Annotated in this window: 22 protein-coding genes; 4 read left to right on the plus strand and 18 right to left on the minus strand. The window is 69.9% G+C overall.

The annotated features are described in order from the left end of the window. Positions 1-36: 36 nt before the first annotated feature. From ACEUEL_RS19090 to murJ, 14 genes are all read right to left on the minus strand, one after another. A complete protein-coding gene (locus tag ACEUEL_RS19090; RefSeq protein ID WP_405708772.1) occupies positions 37-447 on the minus strand; it encodes a helix-turn-helix domain-containing protein in 411 nt (136 codons plus the stop codon). A gap of 106 nt (positions 448-553) precedes the next feature. Beyond that, complete coding sequence (lnt, locus tag ACEUEL_RS19095) at positions 554-2,152, minus strand: apolipoprotein N-acyltransferase (RefSeq protein WP_405708775.1); 1,599 nt, start codon at positions 2,150-2,152, stop codon at positions 554-556. A 97-nt stretch (positions 2,153-2,249) separates the two neighbouring features. Further along, on the minus strand, positions 2,250-3,182 hold the full coding sequence (locus ACEUEL_RS19100) for a CBS domain-containing protein (protein ID WP_405708778.1): 933 nt from the start codon (positions 3,180-3,182) through the stop codon (positions 2,250-2,252). 236 nt (positions 3,183-3,418) lie between these two features. Beyond that, a complete protein-coding gene (gene ybeY, locus ACEUEL_RS19105) occupies positions 3,419-3,931 on the minus strand; it encodes an rRNA maturation RNase YbeY (RefSeq protein ID WP_405708781.1) in 513 nt (170 codons plus the stop codon). Beyond that, positions 3,928-4,935 (minus strand): PhoH family protein, encoded by a 1,008-nt coding sequence (locus tag ACEUEL_RS19110; RefSeq protein WP_405709532.1) that lies wholly within the window; start codon positions 4,933-4,935, stop codon positions 3,928-3,930. Before ACEUEL_RS19110 ends, ybeY begins: the two co-directional genes overlap by 4 nt. Positions 4,936-5,048: 113 nt before the next feature. Then, a complete protein-coding gene (miaB, locus tag ACEUEL_RS19115; RefSeq protein ID WP_405708784.1) occupies positions 5,049-6,488 on the minus strand; it encodes a tRNA (N6-isopentenyl adenosine(37)-C2)-methylthiotransferase MiaB in 1,440 nt (479 codons plus the stop codon). A 201-nt stretch (positions 6,489-6,689) separates the two neighbouring features. Beyond that, complete coding sequence (locus tag ACEUEL_RS19120; protein ID WP_405708787.1) at positions 6,690-7,448, minus strand: lysophospholipid acyltransferase family protein; 759 nt, start codon at positions 7,446-7,448, stop codon at positions 6,690-6,692. 4 nt (positions 7,449-7,452) lie between these two features. Beyond that, a complete protein-coding gene (locus ACEUEL_RS19125; protein ID WP_405708790.1) occupies positions 7,453-7,890 on the minus strand; it encodes a Fur family transcriptional regulator in 438 nt (145 codons plus the stop codon). A 77-nt stretch (positions 7,891-7,967) separates the two neighbouring features. Then, a complete protein-coding gene (locus tag ACEUEL_RS19130) occupies positions 7,968-8,456 on the minus strand; it encodes a GNAT family N-acetyltransferase (protein ID WP_405708793.1) in 489 nt (162 codons plus the stop codon). A gap of 26 nt (positions 8,457-8,482) precedes the next feature. Further along, on the minus strand, positions 8,483-9,166 hold the full coding sequence (gene tsaB, locus ACEUEL_RS19135) for a tRNA (adenosine(37)-N6)-threonylcarbamoyltransferase complex dimerization subunit type 1 TsaB (RefSeq protein ID WP_405708796.1): 684 nt from the start codon (positions 9,164-9,166) through the stop codon (positions 8,483-8,485). A gap of 108 nt (positions 9,167-9,274) precedes the next feature. Then, positions 9,275-9,829 (minus strand): NifU family protein, encoded by a 555-nt coding sequence (locus ACEUEL_RS19140; RefSeq protein ID WP_405708799.1) that lies wholly within the window; start codon positions 9,827-9,829, stop codon positions 9,275-9,277. An 85-nt stretch (positions 9,830-9,914) separates the two neighbouring features. Next, positions 9,915-10,412, minus strand: a complete 498-nt coding sequence (locus ACEUEL_RS19145; protein ID WP_405708802.1) for a universal stress protein — start codon at positions 10,410-10,412, stop codon at positions 9,915-9,917. Between the two features lie 45 nt (positions 10,413-10,457). Further along, positions 10,458-11,489: a tryptophan--tRNA ligase gene (trpS, locus tag ACEUEL_RS19150; RefSeq protein WP_405708805.1), complete on the minus strand. Its 1,032-nt coding sequence runs from the start codon at positions 11,487-11,489 to the stop codon at positions 10,458-10,460. Between the two features lie 87 nt (positions 11,490-11,576). Next, the gene (gene murJ, locus ACEUEL_RS19155) at positions 11,577-13,160 is read right to left on the minus strand and encodes a murein biosynthesis integral membrane protein MurJ (protein WP_405708808.1); all 1,584 of its coding nucleotides are present in this window, start codon (positions 13,158-13,160) and stop codon (positions 11,577-11,579) included. A gap of 166 nt (positions 13,161-13,326) precedes the next feature. Here murJ and ACEUEL_RS19160 point away from each other — a divergent pair, with 166 nt between their 5' ends. Continuing rightward, positions 13,327-13,668 (plus strand): barstar family protein, encoded by a 342-nt coding sequence (locus tag ACEUEL_RS19160; RefSeq protein ID WP_405708811.1) that lies wholly within the window; start codon positions 13,327-13,329, stop codon positions 13,666-13,668. Between the two features lie 246 nt (positions 13,669-13,914). Here the strand turns inward: ACEUEL_RS19160 and ACEUEL_RS19165 are convergent, their stop codons facing one another. The 3 genes from ACEUEL_RS19165 to ACEUEL_RS19175 all read right to left on the minus strand — a co-directional run bounded on the left by ACEUEL_RS19165 (position 13,915) and on the right by ACEUEL_RS19175 (position 16,898). After that, positions 13,915-14,760 (minus strand): EamA family transporter, encoded by an 846-nt coding sequence (locus ACEUEL_RS19165; RefSeq protein WP_405708813.1) that lies wholly within the window; start codon positions 14,758-14,760, stop codon positions 13,915-13,917. Next, positions 14,757-15,347 (minus strand): TetR/AcrR family transcriptional regulator, encoded by a 591-nt coding sequence (locus ACEUEL_RS19170; RefSeq protein ID WP_405708816.1) that lies wholly within the window; start codon positions 15,345-15,347, stop codon positions 14,757-14,759. The genes ACEUEL_RS19165 and ACEUEL_RS19170 overlap by 4 nt, the downstream gene beginning before the upstream one ends. 933 nt (positions 15,348-16,280) lie before the next feature. Then, positions 16,281-16,898 (minus strand): glutathione S-transferase family protein, encoded by a 618-nt coding sequence (locus ACEUEL_RS19175; protein ID WP_405708819.1) that lies wholly within the window; start codon positions 16,896-16,898, stop codon positions 16,281-16,283. A 143-nt stretch (positions 16,899-17,041) separates the two neighbouring features. Between ACEUEL_RS19175 and ACEUEL_RS19180 the strand changes: the two genes are divergently transcribed. From ACEUEL_RS19180 to ACEUEL_RS19190, 3 genes are all read left to right on the plus strand, one after another. After that, complete coding sequence (locus tag ACEUEL_RS19180; protein WP_405708822.1) at positions 17,042-18,043, plus strand: adenosine kinase; 1,002 nt, start codon at positions 17,042-17,044, stop codon at positions 18,041-18,043. Between the two features lie 171 nt (positions 18,044-18,214). Continuing rightward, a complete protein-coding gene (locus tag ACEUEL_RS19185) occupies positions 18,215-18,649 on the plus strand; it encodes a hypothetical protein (protein ID WP_405708824.1) in 435 nt (144 codons plus the stop codon). Positions 18,650-18,753: 104 nt separating this feature from the next. Beyond that, positions 18,754-19,716: a hypothetical protein gene (locus ACEUEL_RS19190; protein WP_405708826.1), complete on the plus strand. Its 963-nt coding sequence runs from the start codon at positions 18,754-18,756 to the stop codon at positions 19,714-19,716. 91 nt (positions 19,717-19,807) lie between these two features. On the opposite strand, the gene ACEUEL_RS19195 is transcribed toward ACEUEL_RS19190, so the two are convergent. Beyond that, a complete protein-coding gene (locus tag ACEUEL_RS19195) occupies positions 19,808-20,356 on the minus strand; it encodes an ActR/PrrA/RegA family redox response regulator transcription factor (protein ID WP_405708829.1) in 549 nt (182 codons plus the stop codon). Positions 20,357-20,403 lie beyond the last annotated feature (47 nt).

The following is a 20,403-nucleotide window of genomic DNA, read 5'->3' on the forward strand; positions in this document are numbered from 1 at the left end:
TCGGACCCAGAGCCGGCCGACGCGCTTGCCGTTCGATCAGACTTTGGCCTCTTCGCCGGCGATGGCCTCGACCAGATCCACCACGCGGCGGCGCACCTTGCCGTCCGCAATTCGCGTAAAAGCGCGGGTCAAGGCCAGTCCTTCGGAAGTCGCAAGAAAGTCGGACACGTAAGCCGGGGAAACACCTTCCGCAAAGCCGCCCCCACCCCCGGACGTCGACGGAGCCCCCTCGAAGAAAAACGAGACGGGAACGCCGAGGATATTGGCGATATGCTGCAAACGGCTGGCGCCGATACGGTTCGTACCCTTTTCGTATTTCTGGATCTGCTGGAAGGTGATCCCCAAGTTTTCCCCCAGCTTCTCCTGACTCATGCCGACCATCATCCGTCGCATGCGCACCCGACTACCGACGTGCTTGTCGACCGGATTTGGGGACTTCTTGGTCATCGACTTCCTCGCTTATACGCAATTGCCCTACTCCCCAGCCATGATTGCAAAAGCAGGGCACGCCCACCCCGGGCGGCAGTCTAGGCAAAGGGGTCGAGACCGTCGATCAACTTTTGGTTGCCGATTTGCGTTGCACCATAATAACCAGCGCCAAGGCAAGAACACCGAATGAAAGCAATATCCAATTACCTTTAGATGCATAGGTCGTCGCGGAAAGAGCTGTCGGCAGTGCCGTGTCGAGGACCCCGGATACACCCAGCGGTAGAATTCCCCCGATTCGCCCCAGCGGGTCGATCACGGCGGAGATACCGTTATTGGTCACCCGCACGAGAGGAAGCCCCTCCTCCACGGCTCGCAGGCGCGCTTGGGAGAAGTGCTGAAAGGGTCCGGGCGTTATTCCGAACCACGCATCATTGCTGACGTTCAGCAACAGCCCCGGGCGGGCGCCCACGGGGGTCACGGCCCCCGGGAAGATGGCCTCATAGCAGATCAACGGGCCGATGGACGGCAAGCCGGGGACGGCGAAATCGCGGCGTTCGCGGCCGGCCAGGAAGCCGCCGCGCACGCGCGTGAGCTGCTCCAATCCCAGCGCCTCGAGCGTTTCCTGAAAAGGCAGATACTCGCCGAACGGAACGAGATGAACCTTGTCGGCGGTCGCGATGATGGCGCCGTTTGTGTCGATTGCCAGCAGGCTATTGAACACGCCGGGCCGCTCCTCCCCGGCACGACGGGGGCCGAGCCGGGCCGCACCGGTCACCAGCGTCGTCTGGGGCGGCAACATCGCCGCAAGGCGGAGCAGAACGGCCGGTTCGCGCTCCACGAAGAAGGGAAACGCCGATTCCGGCCAGAACAGATGCGTGGTCCGGCCAAGGCCGCCCTCGCTTTCACTGAGGGCGATATAGCGATCCACGATTGCGTCGCGCCGGTCGTATCGGAACTTCTGGTCCTGCGGCAGATCCGGTTGCATCAGCCGGAGGTAGACATCCGGCACGACCCCGACTTCGGTGGTCGCCAGCCGCCAGGCCCCCGCCCCCCAGAGAAGCCCGAGCGTGATCGCCGCCACCACCGCGGGGACGACGCGCGCCCGCCGAGGCGTTCCCACCGATGACAGCGCGGCCGGGGTCGAGAGCGCCGCCAGGGTTATGAAGCACAGCCCCCAGAGACCGACGACCGAGGCCGATTGCGCGAAATTCAGGTCGGAGGCGAGTGCGTATCCGAAATTGTTCCAGGGAAAGCCGGTGAGGACATGCCCCCGCAGCCACTCGGAAGCCGTCAGGCCGATCGCCAGGGATACGAAGCGCGCGGCGCCGTCGGTCCACAGCAGACGGGCAAGCGCGCAGCCCAGTCCGGTGAAGAGCGCCAGCCCCGCCGGCAGCAGCGTCACCGCCACCGGCAGCAGCCAGGCGAACACGTCGGCCTGTACCAGAAAGGCATTGCCGATCCACCACAGGCCGGCAAGGAAATAGCCGAAGCCGAACCACCAGCCGCTCGCGAAGGCCCCCCGCAAACCCCGTCCACCGCTCAAGGCGGCGCCGTCGAGCTGCCACACCAGCACCGGCAGGGTCAGCGCCAGGATCGGCCACAGATCGAACGGCGCCATCGCGAGCGCGGAAAACGCCCCGGCCCCCAGCGCAGTGAGCGCGCGCCTCCAGCCGGTCGCCAGCGTTATCGCCGCAGCCAGAGCTTCAAGGCGTCGCACGCTCATGCGCCGCTTCGCGGGATGGCAGAAGACAACACGCCGACCGCCGCCACCGAGCAGTGGCCGCGGTCATCGCGTATCCCATCCCGGTTTCCGGCCCGGTTCATGCCGCGTCCGGATCGCGCGGCGTCGGGGTCCGCTGGTCGGGCGACTGCTCGGCGGGAGGCGGAAGGCTCGCGGGCTCCGCCTCGCCCGAGGCGGTGCGCTCCCGCCGTCGCGCCGTGCGCCGCGCACCCGCCTCGCCAGCCGGAACGAGCCGCAGGCGCTTCACCCGGCGCGGATCGGCGTCCAGCACCTCGATCTCGAAGCCGCCGGGACCCGCGACAATCTCGCCGCGCACCGGCACCCGGCCGGCGAGCGTGACGAGCAGCCCGCCCAGCGTGTCGACCTCTTCGGCCTCCTCGCCGATGGCGAAGGCGGGATCGACGACCTCGGCGACCTCCTCGAGCCCCGCCCGCGCATCGGCAATGAAGCTGCCATCCGCTTGCCGGACGATGAGCGAGGCATCCTCGTCGTCGTGCTCGTCCTCGATGTCGCCGACGATTTCCTCGACAAGATCCTCCATCGAGACGATGCCGTCGGTACCGCCATACTCGTCGATGACCAGCGCCAGATGGATGCGGCTCGCCTGCATGCTGGCGAGGAGTTCGATGGAAGGCATCGAGGGCGGCACGAAGAGCAGGCGGCGCACAAGCTTCGCCGCGGTCAGCGACTGGCTGAGGTCGATCGCCTTGAGATTGAAGGCCGGCCTCGACTTGTCCGGCGCGACAGCAGCAGCGGCCTCGCGGGCGCCGGCCTTTCGCGGGCCGAGGATGGCGCGCTGCGTCAGGTAGGTGACAAGGTCGCGGATATGCACCATGCCAACCGGATCGTCGAGCGTGTCGTCATAGACCACCAGACGCGAATGGCCGGCGTCGGCGAAGACGGCGAGAAGCTCGCCGAGCGAGATGTCCTTCTGCACCGCGACGATGTCCGCGCGCGGCACCATCACATCGCCGATGCGCAGTTCGCGCAGCTCGAGGATGTTCCTGAGCATGGCGCGTTCGGTGACGGTGAGGTCGGCGGAATTCGCGCCGGTTTCGGGCGCGGCGAGAGCTTCGGCGAGCTCACTGCGGAGTGACCCGGAGGAGCGCCAGCCCCCGAGCAGAAGCCTCAGCCGATCGAACAGCCTGCGTTCGCGTGGTTCCGATGGTCGGGCCCCCGATAGCGGGCCCTCGGTACTCTGCGGATCGACGGGCGGGGGCGTCGCGTTCGAAGGGGAAGCGGGCATGGTCATGGGTGCTGTTCAACCAGTTCGGTGTCGAGATAAGGATCGGGCACGCCCAGCGACGCAAGGATTCGGCGCTCCAGCGCCTCCATCTCCTCGGCGTCCTCCCCGGTCTCATGATCGAAGCCGAGGAGATGGAGCGTGCCATGCACGGCGAGGTGGCTCAGGTGGTGGCCACGGGTTTTTCCCTCCGCCTCCGCCTCGCGGCAGAGCGTCTCGAAGGCGATGGCGATATCGCCCAGATGGGCCTCTCCCGCGTCGGGCGCCAGATCGGGGTCGGCGGGAAAGGACAGCACGTTGGTCGCCTTGTCCTTGCCGCGCCATTCCCTGTTGAGGGTGCGAACCGCCGCGTCGTCGGTGAGCATCACCGCGATGTCGGCCCCGGACGGCAGATCGTCCGTCGCCGCGACGCAGGCGGTGCGAACAGCGGCTTCGACGAGACCGGCAGCGTCCGGGAGGACGGACCAGCCGTCCGCCTCGACCAGCACGTCCACCGTGACGGTACTGTCGGGGCTCATCGCGAGCCCGACCCCGCCCGCCCGTCGGCCGGCTTGGCGTCATAGGCGGCAACGATGCGCCCGACGAGTTCGTGCCGAACCACGTCGGCGGCCTGGAAGTGGCACACTTCGACCCCCTCGACATCCTTGAGCAGCCCGACCGCTTCCGCGAGCCCGGACGTCTGTCCGGGCGGAAGGTCGATCTGGGAGGGATCACCGGTGACGATCATATGCGAGTTCTCGCCCAAGCGGGTCAGGAACATCTTCATCTGCATCGAGGTGGTGTTCTGCGCCTCGTCGAGGATCACGCAGGCATTGGCCAGCGTGCGCCCGCGCATGAAGGCGAGCGGGGCGATCTCGATCTCGCCGGAGGTAAGCGCACGCTCGACGAAAGCGCGGTCCATCAGGTCGTGCAGCGCGTCATAGATCGGGCGCAGATAGGGATCGACCTTCTCCTTCATATCGCCGGGCAGAAAGCCGAGGCGCTCGCCTGCCTCCACCGCCGGGCGCGAGAGGATAAGCCGGTCCACCGCCCGCCGCTCTAGCAGATGCACGGCATAGGCGACCGCCAGCCAGGTCTTGCCGGTACCGGCCGGCCCGACGCCGAAGACGAGGGTATGGCGCTTCAGCGCCCGGATATAGGCGTCCTGCGCGGCGGTGCGGGCCCGGACGGGGCGGCGCCGGAGCTGGATCTCGTCGAAGCTCTGCTTGCGCGTCGCCGGGTCGAAATCGAACAGGAAGCCCTGCGCCGCGGCCTCCCGGATCACCCCCTCGACATCGCCGGGGCCGATCTCGGCGCCCTGCTTGAGGCGGGCATAGAGCGTCTCCAGCACATGGCGCGCCTGGTCGCAGGCCTCGCGCGTGCCTTCGATGGTGACATGGTTGCCACGCTGCTCCGCGACGACCTCGAGCCGCCGCTCGACGAGCGCGAGGTTCTGGCCATAGTGGCCGAACAACAGGCTGGCGAGCCGGTTGTCGTCGAAGGCGAGCACGATCTGCGCGGGTGCGCCCGCAGCTGGCGCCAGCCACGGCGCGGTCCCGGCGGCGCCGGACTGGCCGGCACGGCTGGAGGCATGCGCCGCCGCAAGCGGGCGACCATAGGAAGGCCTGTCGGAATCCGAACCGGGTCGACGCACGCTCAAGCCTCCACCTGCTCCCTTGAAACCGACGCATGGGGACGATCGGGCGCACCGCCCGTGAAAACGCCACCCTCGAACAACTCGCCACCGACGATCGCGCCGGCCATGCTCTTGGTGCTGACGTCGCCGATGACAACGCGCGCCACCGAACCGATGGCGGCGCGCGGCGCCTCCACCACGACGGACTGGAGATAGGGGGAACGGCCGATGAGCTGGCCCGGAAAACGGCCCGGTTTCTCGAGCAGGATGTCGAAGCGGCGGCCGCGGCAGGCGGCGTCGAAGGCCTGCTTCTGCCGGTCGATCAGCGCCTGCAAGGCGTAAAGACGCTCGTTTTTCACCGCTTCCGGAATCTGGTCGTCCTGCGTCGCCGCCGGCGTTCCCGGACGAGGGCTGTACTTGAACGAGAACGCGCCGGCGAAGCCGACCCTTTCGACGAGATCCATCGTATCGGCGAAATCCGCGTCGCTCTCGCCCGGAAAGCCCACGATGAAGTCCGAGGAGAAGGCGATATCCGGTCGCGCCGCGCGCACGCGCGCCACGATGTCGAAATAGAGCGCGCGATCATGCTTGCGATTCATCGCCGCGAGGATGCGGTCGGAGCCCGACTGCACCGGCAGGTGCAGGTAAGGCATCAACGCCGGCAATTCGGCGTGGGCCGCAATCAGCTCGTCGTCCATATCGCGCGGGTGGCTGGTCGTGTAGCGCACCCGCACGATGCCCGGCACCCCGGCGACGCGCCGCACGAGCTCGGCGAGCCCGGCGGGGTGCCCGGAGGCGTCGAGGCCGTGATAGCCGTTGACGTTCTGGCCGATCAGGGTGACTTCGCGCACGCCGCCATCGGCGAGACGCTTGACCTCGTCGAGGATCTTGTCGACGGGGCGGGAAACCTCGGCGCCACGGGTATAGGGCACGACGCAGAAGGTGCAGAACTTGTCGCAGCCCTCCTGAACGGTGACGAAGGCGGCCGGGCCGCGCGCCGCGATGGCGGCGGGGGTCGGCGGGGCGAGGAAGTCGAACTTGTCCTCGACCGGGAACTCGGTCTCGACGATGCCAGCGCGGCGATTGCCGCCGCGCCGTTCGGCGTCGGCGATGAGTTCGGGCAGCTTGTGGTAGCTCTGCGGGCCGACGACGAGATCGACCACGCGGGCGCGCTTGACGATCTCGGCACCTTCCGCCTGGGCGACGCAGCCGGCGACCGCCACCATGGTCCGGCGGCCCTGCTCCTCCTGCTGCTGGCGAAGCCGGCCGAGCTCGGAATAGACCTTCTCGGCGGCCTTCTCGCGGATGTGGCAGGTGTTCAGGATGACGAGATCGGCATCGTCGGGCGTGTCGGTCTCGACATAGCCTTCGCGCGCCAGCGTGTCCGTCATGCGCTGGGCGTCATAGACGTTCATCTGGCAACCGAAGGACTTGACGTACAGCTTGCGGGCTTCGCTCATTGCGTTTCGATCGAGCGGTGCCCGTCGGTTCCGGGGCACGCCTTGGTGAGAATGGCGCGCGGATACGACGCCGTCGTGAAGGCGCCCGCGCACAGTGCCGTTCGTCCTCTCGTCGAGATCGCCACCGTCTCCGTGGTCCACGCTTGGCTCTATGTAGCGAGATTCCCGCCAAAAGGGAATGTGCCGCGGCAGGTCGCGTTGTCATCGTCGCGGAGCGGCCTGAAGCAGGTCCCGCACGGACTGCTCGGCCGCGACCGCGATTTCCTTGCGCGTCGCCCCTGCCAGCGGCGGGCCGACCCGCAACTCGACGTCGATCGCCCCGCGGCGCAGCAGCGCGGCGAGATGCGGCGCGAGCTCCATGTCGCCGAACCAGGCGATGCGGTGGCGCTCGCGACTGAGCAGCGGCAGGCCGTCCTGGCGGATATAGGCAATGGCGAGCGGTTGGACGGTCACCGGTGTGTCGCCCGCCACGGCCGCCTGCGTGGCGCCGAGCAGGGCGGAGCGGAACGGCAGCACGCGCACGCCCTCGCTCGAGGTCCCCTCCGCGAACAGCACGACGGGATCGCCCTCACCCATCCGCTCGGCCATGGCGCGGGTGACGCGGGCGGTGTCACTGCGCCGCTGGCGGTCGACGAAGACGGTGCGCGCCAGCCGCGCCAGCAGGCCGATGCCGGGCCAGGTGCCGACCTCGCTCTTCGCCACGAAGGCCAGCGGCATGCGCGCGCCCAGCACTGGGATGTCGAGCCAGGAGACGTGGTTCGCCACGATCAGCAGGGGCCGCCCCGCCGCAAACTCGCCGACCACCCGCACCCGGACCCCGATCAGCGCCAGCACGATGCGGTAATAGAGGCGCGGAATGGCGCGCCGCGCCGGCAGCCGCAGCGCGAGCGCCAAGGCCTGCATCGGGATGCCGACGAGCGTCACCGCCGCCACCGGCAGCAGGATCGCCCAGAGGCGCATGGGCTCAGTCCTTGGCCTTCGGCTTCGCGCCCAGCGGCACGCCATAAAGCTCCAGGCGATGGCCCACGAGCCGGAATCCCAACTTGCGGGCGATCTCTTCCTGCAGCTGCTCGATCTCCTCGGAGCGGAACTCGACGACATGACCGGACCGCAGGTCGATCAGGTGATCATGATGCTCGTCCGGCACCGGCTCGTAGCGCGAGCGGCCGTCGCGGAAATCATGCCGCTCGATGATGCCGGCATCCTCGAAGAGCTTCACCGTCCGGTAGACCGTGGAGATGGAGATGCGGTCGTCGACCGCGGCGGCGCGCCGGTGCAGTTCCTCGACGTCCGGATGGTCCTGCGCATCGGCGATCACGCGGGCGATGACGCGACGCTGGTCGGTCATGCGCAGCCCAAGGGTCACGCAGGCATCCTCGATCGCGGTCGTCTTCTCGTTCATGCCGGGCTCGTCCTTTCCACCGAGGAGCCTTATGACGCAAGCGGGCGGTCGACGGCAACCTCCTTGCGCGGGACGGCTCAGGCGATATCCCGTCGCATTACGATGGCGGCGACCGGGGAGCCGTCGGCGTTGCGATAATAGGCGGCGCGGCGACCGACCTCCTGGAATCCGGCACGGTCGTAAAGCCGAAGCGCAGGCCCGTTTCCTTCCTCGACTTCGAGGAAGATCATGGTGAAGCCCTCCGCCGCGAGCTCGCCGAAGGCCCGCTCCATGAGGCCCCGTGCAACGCCGCTACCGCGCCAGCGCGGCGCCAGCGCGATCGACAGGACCTCGGTCTCGGGGGACACGCCGCGCAGCAGCACGAAGCCGACCACCGGCCCGCGGGGGCCATCCGTCGCGACCCAGCCACGGCTCAGCGGATCGACGAGCATCCGCTCGAATTCCTGAGTCTCCCACGGCAGGCGAAATCCCGTGGCATGGACGGCGGCAAGCGCCGCGGCATCCGCGGGAGCGGCGCGGCGAAACGCGGCCGGCCGGTGCCGCCACGGCCACCAGCCCGCACTCATGAGACGCCGCCCGGGACCGGCATCGCTCACCGCCGCGCGATGCGCGCGCCGTCCTGCGGGCGGGCGTCGGGACCGCGCAGATAGAGGGGGCGGGGCTTGGCGCTGGCAGGATCGGCGACCGAAGCGAGCCGCGCCAGCCAGACCGGATCGGGGGTGGCGCGGGAATCGACGCTCAAGGGTTCCGCCTCTCCCCCCGGCCAGTTCTCGGCCAGCGCCGTGGCGCCCGAGCCGACGAGGCGCACGGCGCCGATGGCGACGGCACGGGCGCCTTCCTTGGCGCCGACCGCGCGGGCGCCCACCAGCACGCGGCCGCCGGCACCGAACATCTGAAGATAGACATTGCCGTGGCGCGCATCGAGCGCGGCCACAACCGGCACCGCATCGTCGCCGGCCAGAAGCGGTGCGGCGAGGGTTGCCAGCGTGGTAAGGCCGATCACCGGGCGACCGGTCGCGAGGCCGAAACCGCGCGCTGCGGACAGCCCAACCCGGAGCCCGGTGAAGCTGCCGGGACCCACCGTCACCGCGAACGCGGCGATATCCGGGAAACCGCAGCCGGCGCGGTCCATCACGCGCGCAACGAGCGGCACGAGTTCCTCGGCATGGCCGCGTTCCATGGCGAGCGTCTCGGCCGCCAGCGTCTCATCCGTCTCGACGTCATGCAGCGCCGCCGAGCAGGCCTCGAGCGCGGTATCGATGGCAAGAATCAGCATGGCTTCGCGGGCCTCCCCGGCGACGATGCACCCGGCGGTGCCGGAGAGGAAGCCGCGCGCGAGGTCCGTCCACCGCCGCGGGGAGGCGGCGGCGCCCGGGCGACGCGTTCAGACCGGGCGAACCTCGACCACGTCCGGCACGAAATGGCGGAGCAGGTTCTCGATGCCGTTCTTCAGCGTGGCGGTCGAGGACGGGCAACCCGAGCAGGAGCCCTTCATGGCGAGGAAGACGATGCCGTCCTTGTAGCCGCGGAAGGTGATGTCGCCGCCGTCATTGGCCACGGCCGGGCGCACGCGGGTGTCGATGAGCTCGCGGATCGTATCGACGACGCCGGCATCCTTGCTCTCGAAGAAGGCGTCATCCTCGCCGGGCAGGTCCTCGTCGGCCAGCACCGGCCGACCGGAGACGAAATGCTCCATGATCGCGCCGAGAATCGCCGGCTTGAGATGCGCCCAGTCGGCCGAAGCCTTGGTCACCGTCACGAAGTCGCCGCCGAAGAACACGCCGGTGACGCCGGGAATCTCGAACAGACGCGCGGCGAGCGGCGACCGCGCGGCCTCGGCCGCGTTGCGCGCTTCCAGCGTTCCCTGGGCGAGAACGGTGCGGCCGGGCAGGAATTTCAGCGTGGCGGGATTGGGGGTGGCTTCTGTCTGGATGAACATGGCTCGCTCCGTCCGTACGGGTTCAAGGCCCGGCGGCATGGGTGTCATCTCTACATAAGGGCTGGCGGGCACGAACGAAAGTGCCTCACGCGAGCGCGTCGATCTCGGCGTCCGTCAGCATGCCGGGAACGATCGTTACCGGAATGGGGAAAGCCGCGAGATTGCCCGAAAGCAGGCCGTGGACCAGCGGCCCGGCGCCCTCGCCGGCCGCCGACGAGGCCAGCACCAATATGCCGATATCCTCGTCCGTCTCGACCTGGTGGGCGATGGCGGCAGCCAGCACGCCCTCCCGCACCACGACCTCGGCCTCGATACCCGACAAGGCGCGCGCCCGGGCGGCATAGTGGCCGAGCCGGGCGGTGGCGTGGTCGGTCGCCTCGGCCCGCATCAGGTCGGCCACCCCGAGCCACTGGCCGCCCGCCTCGTCGAGCTCAAAAGTCGCCAGCATGACGAGGCCGCCGGCGGTACGGGCGGCGCGGCGGGCGGCGTAATAGACCGCCCTGTCGCATTCGGGCGTGTCATCGACGACCACGAGGAACTTGCGGCGATGGCCTTCCTCGTGACTGCGGCGCGTGCGCGGCATGGATCGCTCCGGCGATGGCACCCCCGGGAGGGTGTGGCTCGCAGCCTAGCGCACGAAGCCGACGATGTCCTTCACATGGCCCATGGTTTCCGCCGCGAGAACGCGCGCGCGGGCGGAACCGTCGGCAAGAACGGCGTCGATATGGGCAGGGTCGTCGACAAGGCGCTTCATCTCGCCGCCGATCGGGCCCAGCTTCGACACGGCGAGATCGACCAGCGCCGCCTTGAAGGTGGAGAACTGGCCACCGCCGAAATCCTTCAGCACATCGGCGCGGGTGGTGCCGGCGAGCGCGGCGTAGATGCCGACGAGGTTATCCGCCTCGGGGCGCGTCTTCAGCCCCTCGGTCTCCGTCGGCAGCGGCTCCGGATCGGTCTTGGCCTTGCGGACCTTGGAGGCGATGGCGTCGGCGTCGTCGGTGAGGTTGATGCGGGAGAGGTCGGAGGGATCCGACTTCGACATCTTCTTGGTGCCGTCGCGCAGGCTCATCACCCGCGCCGCCTCGCCGCCGATCAACGGCTCCGTGAGCGGGAAGAACGTCGGGCCGAGGCCGAGACGCTCGATCGAGGCGTTGTAATCATTGTTGAATTTCTGCGCGATGTCGCGCGTGAGCTCGAGGTGCTGCTTCTGGTCCTCGCCCACGGGAACGTGGGTGGCGCGGTAGAGCAGGATGTCGGCGGCCATCAGGCTCGGATAGGCGTAGAGGCCGACCGAGGCGTTCTCGCGGTCCTTGCCGGCCTTTTCCTTGAACTGGGTCATGCGGTTCAGCCAGCCGAGGCGGGCGACGCAGTTGAACACCCAGGCGAGCTCGGCATGGCCGGGCACCTGACTCTGGTTGAAGACGATATGGCGCGTCGGGTCGATGCCGCAGGCGAGGTAGGCGGCGGTCACCTCGCGGATGGCGCGCTTGAGGTCGACCGGGTCCTGCCAGACGGTGATGGCGTGCATGTCGACGACGCAATAGATGCAGTCGTAGCTGTCCTGCAATTCCACGAAGCGCTTGATCGCGCCAAGATAATTGCCGAGGTGCAGGTTTCCGGTCGGCTGGACGCCGGAGAAGACGCGCTGCGCAAACGCCATGTCGTTGGGTCCTTCGATCCGCGTGTCCGGAAGGGGCGGACATCGCGCACGGCCTCATGGCATGGGCGGGCAGGCGGGGCAAGATCGCTACCCCTTCAACGCCGCCTTCAGCGCGGCGATGTCGAGGCCGCCGGCGAGGCGGGCGACGGCGAGATAGACGCCGACGCCGAACAGCACCGCCGCACCGAGCGCCGCCCAGGCGCCGATCCCCCCCGCGCCGACCATCGCCGCGACCGGGGCGCGGAGCGGCAGCAAAGCGAGGCTCATGGCGAGCGCCGCCACGGCGATGCCCCCGAGCCGGCGCCAGGCGGCCCGATCGAGCCGGATCAGGCGGTGACCGATCAGTGCAGTGAGGAGGATGGTCAGACCGATCAGACTGGACAGAACGAGCCCGAGCGCCGGCCCGGCGATGCCGAGCGAACCGACCGTCGCGAAACCCGTGATCCCCCCCGCGAGGAGGGCGAGCAGCGCCGCGCGGGTGGCGAGGCGGGCATGGCCGTGGGCGAAGGCGATGGCCGCGAGGATCTTCTCCGCCGCCTGCAGCGGCACACCCGCCGCCAGCGTCACCAGCGCCAGCGTCGTCGCCTCGGCGGCACCGGCATCGAAGGCGCCGCGCCGGAACAGCACGCCGACCACCGGGCCGGCGAGCAATGCGAGGCCGCAGGCGGCGGGCAGCGTCAAGGCGAGCGCCGCCTCGATGCCGCGCGCGCCCGCCCCGCCCGAGGCATCGCGCTCGCCGCGCGCCTCGCCGGCCAGCGCCGGCAGCAGCACGGCGCCGGCGCTGGCACCGACCAGGCCGAGCGGCAATTCGATCAGCCGCCCGGCATAGAACAGCGCGGCGACGCCGCCGACGACGCCCGAAGCGGCAGCCCCGGCGATGATGAAGCGCAGTTGCGGCAGCGCCGTCGTCAACAGCGCGGGCGCGGTGGCGCCGAGGATCGGCAGGGCGGCGCGCAGGCTCGCCGGGGCAAGGGCCGCCCGCCAGCGCCGCGGGCTCGTCAGCCCCGGCGACAGCCGGCCGCCCCGCACGGCGAGCAGGGCGACACCGAGCTGGCCGAGCGCGCCGGCGATGGTGGCGAGGCCGAGCCAGACCAGCGCGGCGCGATCCCCCGCCCCGCCCGCATGCAGCGCCAGCAGCAGGCCGCCGAGCACGGCCAGCACGGCGACGTTGCCGACCAGCGGCGAGGCGGCCGGCAGCGCCACCCGTCCGCTGGCATTGGCCAGCGCCGAGAGCACGCCCGCGGCCGCCATCAGCGGCAGGCAGACGATGGCGAGGCGGCCGATGAAGCTCGCCCCCTCCGCGCGCGAGCCGTCCATGTCGAAGCCGGGCGCGACCAGCGCCACCACCCCGGGCATGAACAGCGCCGCCAGCAGCGCGAGCAGCGCGGCGGCCAGCACCAGCGCCACCAGCGCGGAACCCGCCAGCGCCCGCGCGGCGGCCTCGCCCGCCTGCGCCTCGGCGGCCCGCACCGGCGGCACGACGGCGCCGTTCACCGCGCCCTCCCCCAGCAGCCGTCGGGCGAGCTGGGGCAGGGCGAGGCCGGCGACGGAGGCATCCGCCACCGCGCCGGTGCCGAACAGCGCCGCGACGGCGGCATCGCGCGCCACGCCGAGCAGGCGCGAGGCGAGCGTGATGGCGGTGACGGTGGAGGAACGGCGCAGCAGGCTCATGGGATCCCTGTCGCTCTCCCCTTAGAGCGCTTCCCGTTCGGATGGAACATCCGACCGATCAGGAAACGCTCCGGATTCAAACAGCGGGTCCATCGACACGGGGGATGGCGGGGGGCGGCTCTCCGCGGCAAGGTTCGCGGGTCGACACACCGACCGGAGCCGTGCCATGCGCATTCACCTCGTCGACATTCCGGCCAGTCTGATCACGGATTGGGCCAGCTTTCACGCGGTCTTCCAGCAGACCTTCGGTTTTCCGGGCTTCTACGGCCGGAACCTCGACGCCTGGATCGACTGCATGGGCTGTATCGACGAGCCCGGCAGCGGCCTGACGGGCTGGACCATCCCGAGGGGCGACATGCTCGGCCTGCGGATCGCCGGCGCCGCCGACTTCATGGTGCGATGCCCCGAACACCACGCGGCGCTCGTCATCGGCGTCGCATGCGTCAACGACCGTTTAGCCGAACGTGGCGCCCCTCCGCTTCTCGCCCTGATTCCCGTGAGTACCTGACGCGCCAGCGACGGTGGACGGCTCCCGGCTTGAGGTCGGCGCCGTGGCTGCCGCCGGCCAGCCGAGGACCAGGCGAAGCCGCAGGCAACAGGCCCGTCATGGCCGCCATGGCCGCGGCCGAGGCGCCGGCCTCATAGCCGCTCCCACCCTGGAGCGTTTTCGCGGGAACGTGGAATTCCGGTTCGTATGAAGACTGAAACAATGAACTGGAGCCATTCCGGTGAACTCACGTTCGCCGGAAAGACCCTACCGCAGCGCGATCAAAATGACGCCCAGCGCCACGAGGGCGCAGGCGAGGAGACGGCGGAGCGTCAGGCGCTCGCCGAGAAAGACATGCCCGAGCAGGGCGGCGAAGACGACATTGGTCTCGCGCAGCGCCGTCACCGGGCCGGCCGGGGCGATGGCGAAGGCGGCGAGCACCAGCCCGTAGCCGAGCAGCGCCACCAGGCCCCCGCCCACCGCGCGGGCGGTCTCGGCCGAGCGGAGCGGCTGGGCGGGCCGGCCGCGCCAGAGCAGGAACACCGCCGGCAGGGCGATGCCATAGAGCAGCAGCACCCATGACACATAGGCCGCGACATAGGGCGCGCCGGCGCCGGCCGCGCGCACGCCGGCGGCGTCGACCACGGCATAGGTGGCTATCAGCATCCCCGCCGTGATCGCCAGCATCAGCGTCGCCACGGTGGCGCGGCCGCGGCCGAGGGCGAGGCTGGCGATACCCGCCGCGATGAGCGCGACGCCGAGTAGCCGCAGGCCGCCGGGATGCTCCCCGGCGAACAGCACGCCGCCGGCGGTGACGAGGATCGGCACCGAGCCGCGCACGATCGGATAGACCTGGCCCAGCTCGCCGCGCCCATAGGTCGCCGCCAGCAGGAAGCCGTAGCCGACCTGGATCGTGACGGAGAGGGCGAGGAACGGCCAGGCGGCGGGCGCCGGCAGCGGCAGCGCCAGCACCGCCGGCAGCGCCACGGCGGCGCCGGTGAGGCCCATCACGGTGAGGGTCCAGAAGCGGTCGGCGCCGCCGCGCAGGAAGGCGTTCCAGCCGGCATGGAGCATCGCCGCCGACAGGGCGAGCGCGATGGCGGCGGGGCTCATGGCTGCGCCTGCGCTGCAGCGAGGAGGTCCGGCACGGCCGCCCGCGCTGCGGCGATCGCCGCCGCGCCCATGCCGGTCTCGGCGAGCAAGGTGGCGCCCTCGATCAGCAGGACGACCGTCGTCGCGAGCCGCTCGGCACGGGCGGGCGGGTGTTCGGCGGCGAGAATGCCGGCGAGGCGGGCGCGCAGCGCGGTCTTCTGCGCGGCGGCGGCCGCATGGACCGGATGGGCAGGATCGGGGAATTCGGCGAGGGCGTGGGCGAAGAGGCAGCCATGGAAATCGGGGCTGTCGAACCAGCGCGCATAGAGGTCCAGCACGGCGTCGATCCGGCCGCCCACCCCGTGCGCCCCCGCCAGCGCACCGTCGAGCCGGCGCTCGAAGCGGTCGGCCCGTCCCGCCAGCACGGCGACGATCAGTTCGTCCTTGGCGGGGAAGTGCCGGTACATGGTCATCTTGGCCACGCCGGCCTCGGCGATGATCCGGTCGATCCCGGTGGCGCGGAATCCCTCCCGCCGGAACAGGCGATAGGCCACGCCGAGAATGTGCGCGCGCCGGCCACGCGGCGGGGACGGCTCGGGCGGCTCCATGCCGAACGCTCCCAGAGATGAGACAGGTCTGTCCCATATGCCGGAACCGCATGGCCGGCAAGCGCCTTCCCCGCCCCGCCGACGCGTCGGGCGCGCAGGGTCGGGAAGGCAAGGCAAGGCAAGGCAAGGCAAGGCAAGGAGGGCACCAGGAAGGAGCAGGATGACGCAAGCGGCAAGGCACGCAACGGCACCCATCCGCGGCGACCTGCCGACCGCTGCGCCCAGGCAACGGACCGCCCACCCTCGCCAAGCGGATGCCATAGGCCTTGGCCGCACCACCGCGCGACGGAACCCGTCCACGGCGACCTGCCGACCGCTGCGGCCAGGCGACAGCCCTTCCACCCCGGCCAAGCGGCTGGATAGGCCTTCGCCGCAACACCGCGCGACGGAACGGCGCGCCGCGGCGTACAGCCCGACGCGCTTTCACGTCGATCGCCGGCGCCACACCCCCGCGACGGCGCGAAGGGAAGAGGCGGCAGAGCACACTCCGGCTCGCCCGGCGCATCGAGCCGTCCACGGGACGGCGTATGAGCCTTCAGAAGCCGGATGCACGAGTTGCGCCCGTGACCGCGTATGAGCCATGGCATTTCGAATGCTCGTGCGCTCCCCACGCGTGGAGCCCCCCGGCAGTCCGCCTACCTCGGCCATGGAGCGCCGCGGCGGCAGAACGCCCTCAGCTCCCCTGCGCATAGAGCCGTCTCCGGGACGAGGTATAAGCCACGGAACCTCGGATGCCCGCCCGTTCCTCGCGCCTAGGCGCTCCCCCGACAGTCCGCCGGCTAGGACCACGGAGCGCCGCGGCGGCAGAGCACACTCCGGCTCGCCCGGCGCATCCAGCCGTCCCGAGACGCGGTATGAGCCTTTTCGACGCCGGATGCCCGCGCGTTTCTCACGCGTGGAGCCCCCTCCCCCGGCGGCGCGGACGCCCTCGTCTCACACCGCCGCGGCCGGCGCGTCATCCTTCGCGGCGGCGCGGCGGGAGGCCTCGCGTCCCGTCATGCGGGCGGCATAGGCCTCGAAGGCCGCGCGCTTCTCGACCATGCCGAACCGCATGCCGAAATCGAGCAGCGCGCCGGCGAACAGGTCGACCGCGGTAAAGCTCGACGCCGCCAGATAGTCGGATCGGCTTACCGCCTGCTCCAGCGTGTCGAGCGCCCGCTCGCAGGTGCCGTAGCCGATCGCGACCTGCTTGTCGGCCGGCACGTCGAGACCCAGCGCGCGGTTGAAGATCGCCGCCTCGAACGGGCCGGCCAGGAAGAAGAACCAGCGGTAATAGGCGCCGCGCTCGGCCGGGGGCGGGGCGAGGCCGGCCGCGGGGAAGGCGTCGGCGAGATAGGCGCAGATGGCGGCGTTCTCGGTCACCACCGTCGCGCCGTGGACGAGGGCGGGAACCTTGCCCATCGGGTTGATGGCGAGATAGTCGGGCGTCTTCATCGGCGGCCCATAGCCGAGGACCTCGGCGCGGTAGGGCACGCCGACCTCCTCCAGCATCCAGCGGGCGACGCGCCCACGCGACTGCGGGTTGGTGTAGAGCACGATATCCGGGGACATGGCTTCTTGTTCCTGCTATGTTCCATAGGTAGCGCAAGCGTGCGGCGCTGGCAATGGCCCGCCGCCGGCGCGTGCGTTGCGCCCCGGCGGCCCGTCTGCTAACCGGCGGGGAGCCTCCCCGTCCCCGATCCGGAACCACGCCCGTGCCCGACACAAGGCTCGACGTCCTCGCCTTCGGCAATGCCATCGTCGACGTGCTCGCGCGCGCGGATGACGACTTCCTCGCCGGCCACGCCATGCCTAAGGGCAGCATGACGCTGATCGACGAGGCGCGAGCGGAAGGCGTCTACGCGGCGATGGGGCCGGGCGTCGAGATTTCGGGGGGCTCGGCGGCCAACACCGCCGCCGGGGTGGCCTCGCTCGGCGGGCGGGCGGGCTTCGTGGGCAAGGTGAAGGACGACACGCTCGGCGCCATCTTCGGCCACGACATCCGCGCCGCCGGGGTCGCCTTCGACACGCCGGCCGCCTCCACCGGCCCCGCCACGGCGCGCTGCCTGATCCTCGTCACGCCGGACGGCGAGCGCACCATGAACACCTATCTCGGCGCGGCGCAGGACCTCTCGCCCGAGGACGTCGACCCGGCGGTGGTGGCCGGCGCGGCGGTCACCTATCTCGAAGGGTATCTGTGGGATCCGCCGGCGGCGAAGCGCGCCTTCCTCAAGGCCGCCGACATCGCCCGCGCCGCCGGGCGCACGGTGGCGCTGACGCTGTCCGACGCGTTCTGCGTCGACCGCTACCGCGCCGAGTTCCTGGCGCTGATGCGCAACGGCACGGTCGACCTCGTCTTCGCCAACGAGGCGGAGCTGAAGTCGCTCTACGAGACCGGGGATTTCGACACCGCGCTGGCGGCGCTGCGCCGCGACGTGGCGCGGGCGGTGGTGACGCGCTCGGAGAAGGGGGCGCTGTCGGTGGCGGGCAACGCGCTGGTCGAGGTGCCGGCCTTCCCGGTCGAGCGGGTGGTGGACACCACCGGCGCCGGCGACCTGTTCGCCGCCGGCTACCTGCACGGCCACGCCCGCGGGCTCTCCCCGGAGGACTCGCTGCGCCTCGGCGCCCTCGCGGCGGCCGAGATCATCTCCCATATGGGCGCGCGGCCGGAGCGGGAATTGAAGGCGCTGGCGCAGGAGAACGGGCTGCGGGTGTGAGAGGTGACGACAACCAAAGATTTATGTTGAAACCATAATGCGACCTTAGATAGCATTACCGTTGCGATACCACGTGGGGCAGCGGGGCGCATGCCGTGCTTTTCAGAGTCATTTACCCGGGCGTGCCGGACCGCATTCCGTTATCTTTGCTTCATCACCGGCGCAGCGATCATGCTGGGCGCATTCGCCATGCTGCTGGCCTATCCCGCCCCGCGCGCGATCCCTGAGATCGTCCCGGCGGATTCGGTGATGAAGAACATGGATGCACGCATCGCCGCGGCGGGATTGTTCAAGGACCTCGTCTCCTTCCTCGTCTCGGTGTCCTTCGCCCTGACCGCCGTGCTCGGTCTCGCCTTGGGCCGAAGCGGCCTTAACAGCATCGCGCGGCCGTTCAACGCGGTTCTGGTCGCAGTATTCATCCTGCTGCTCGCCCGCTGCATGCAGCAGGCCTATCACGCCTACTCCACGATGGCGCTGCAGATCGAGGCGGGCCTGCTGTATTCGACAAGCATTGGCGAACAGATCCAGCATCAGGCGCTTTCCGTCATCGCGTCCGCCTTCGTCGTTTTCGTCACCGTCGCTGCAAACGTCAAGTTCAACCATTGATCCCGGCGCCGGCCAGCGAGGCCGCTCACCGGAAAGGCCCTGCGCCCGATCTCGCAGGCAGGGCCGCACTTCACCCCTGCCGGGATGGTCTTAGGAGACAGGGAATGAACAGGTTCGTCGGCACGCTGCTGCCTGCATGGCTCCTCGGCCTGCTCACCGCGGCGTACTCGCCCCCCCTCTTGGCGCAGGACGCGACGACCCGCACCCGCATCCTCACCGTTGAACTCTCCGGCGAAACGGCGTTCGCGCCACCCTATCTCCTCGCCTATGTCCGCGGAGAACGCGCCGGAACAGTGCCCGGCACTTTCGAGATTCCGGCGGACGGTGCGCCTGTCACCATCAGCATCGGCTTCGACCCGTTCACGCCGGCCCCGCTGTACCGCCTTTCGCTTGATGAGCGCGAACTGGCGCTGCAGATGGCGATGACCAACGTCCAGACCTTTTTCGTCCGTCAGCACTCGGGCGGATCGTTCTGGGACCAGTTCTACTGGGCAGGCGATTTCGACCTTTACTCACGGATTGAGAAGGTCGCCGCCGATCGCTACCGCCTGATCCTGCCCGCCAATCCCTACGACCTCATCGCGACGCGCTGGCGCGAGCAGAAGGCCGACATCCGCAGCGCGGGCGGATGGGATCAAGAAAAGATCGACAGCCTGCGCACGCCGGTCGATGGCCAGCCGCCGCAGGTCAAATGGCTGGCTTCCTCGCGCGACACCATCCCGGCGGTCACCAGCACCGCACCAGCAGGCACCAAGAGCCAACCAAGCGACTGGCACATCTCCCGAACGACGGACGGCGTCACCTTTGTTCGGAAAGGGGCATGGCTGATCGGGTCGACCCCCGCCGGGGCGGCGATCTACACCGAGAACGGCCCGCTCGGATCGACCGTCTGGCAGGACGAACTGCCGCAGGGGGCAAGTTCCTTCGTCGCGCTCAAGCTCGATGGCTATATCGACGTCATGTATAATTGCATTGCCTCGCCGGCCACCTGCTCGAAGCACAAATATTGCTCGGTAGTGCAGACACCGCAGCAAAACAAACTGATCTGCAAGCTGAAGAAGCTCTGAGCAGGGCGGACGCATCCCCGCATTCCGCCGGCCAACGCGACTTCGCCTCCGCGGCCTTTCATTGCGGCGGCAGAGCCCGCCCGCCCCCGCCCTACCGCGGCGCGCGTTTGGCCAGGATCCGCTGGAGGGTGCGGCGGTGCATGGAGAGGCGGCGGGCGGTTTCGGAGACGTTGCGGCCGCACAATTCGTAGACGCGCTGGATGTGCTCCCAGCGCACCCGGTCGGCGGACATCGGGTTCTCGGGCAGGGCCGGCTTGATGTCGCCGGGCGCGTTCAGCGCGGCGCAGATGTCGTCGGCGTCGGCGGGCTTGGCGAGGTAGTCGACCGCGCCCATCTTCACCGCGTTCACCGCGGTGGCGATGTTGCCGTAGCCGGTGAGGATGATGCCGCGCGCGTCCGGCCGGCAGCGCTTCAAAGCCGAGATCACGTCGAGCCCGTTGCCGTCGGCGAGCCGCATGTCCACCACCGCATAGGCCGGCGCGCCGCCTTCGACACGGGCGAGGCCGTCCGCCACCGTCTCGGCGGTGGTCACGGTGAAGCCGCGCGCCTCCATGGCGCGGGCGAGGCGCTGCAGGAAGGCGCGGTCGTCGTCGACGATGAGCAGTGAGCGGTCGCCGCGCGGTTCGGTGGTATCGAGCATGGGCATTTCCTCGGGTCGTGGCCGGTCGGCGCGCAACCTCCTTGCGT

It is taken from the genome of Ancylobacter terrae, assembly GCF_045108345.1.
Classification (GTDB): domain Bacteria; phylum Pseudomonadota; class Alphaproteobacteria; order Rhizobiales; family Xanthobacteraceae; genus Ancylobacter.